1 protein-coding gene and 1 pseudogene are annotated in these 821 nt (G+C 44.7%); both read right to left on the minus strand.

Annotated elements, in window-relative coordinates; genetic code table 11:
• Positions 1–182, minus strand: a pseudogene (locus A3729_RS00805) (tRNA (guanosine(37)-N1)-methyltransferase TrmD); the annotation flags it as partial.
• Between the two features lie 161 nt (positions 183–343).
• Positions 344–821 (minus strand): ribosome maturation factor RimM (gene rimM / locus A3729_RS00810; protein WP_068632969.1); only part of this gene is annotated, 478 nt, incomplete at its 5' end.

Genomic DNA, 821 nt, shown 5'->3' on the forward strand with positions numbered 1-821 from the left:
AACATTCCCGGGCCACCACCATAAGGTCTATCATCGACCGTACGGTGCTTATCATGGGTGAACTCTCGAGGATTCCAATAATCCAGAGCTATTAGCCCTTTCTTTACTGCCCGCCCAACGACACCATGATCTTCTAGAGAGCGAAACATTTCAGGAAAAAGCGTAACCAGTCCAAAATGCATACATTCACATCTCTAAGCCAGTCACACCACATTGACCAGCAAGTTTCTATCTTTGCACCACTTAAAGAACCAATCCCTTATGCCAGAACTGATTTACAGAACTGATTAAGTAGTGCCTATATAAAAACGCCCCGCAAGTACCGCAATCAGCGCTTTACAAACTAAAACTCCGGATCCCAATCAACTTCAATGGATCCTGCTTCCAGATCTACCGCCAAGACAACCTGATCTGGCAAGTAAGGAATTAATCGCTCCCTACCGTCCAAGCTATCCTTACACTTTTTTACTACCAAAACATCGTTAGATCCGGTTTCAATCAAATGATCAACACGACCAAGTAAAACCTTCTCTTCTACATCAGACCCTGAAGCAAATACTTTCAGACCTTGAAGCTGATGCCAGTAGTAATCACCGCTAGGCAGTTCCGGCAATTCTTCTCGAGGTACAGAAATCAACGAACCACAATACTGCTTAGCCTCATCGCGATCATGACACCCCTTTAACTGGGCGACCAGACCATTGCCATGAGCTTTGCAGCTAAGCACGGTTACCGATCCGTTCTTGCTGCCACCTTCGAGAGTCCAATTTTTATATTGGCAAATATTTTCTTTAGGCTGAGTATAGGAAAACACCTTCACC

The sequence above is a fragment of the Oleiphilus sp. HI0043 genome (genome assembly GCF_001634935.1).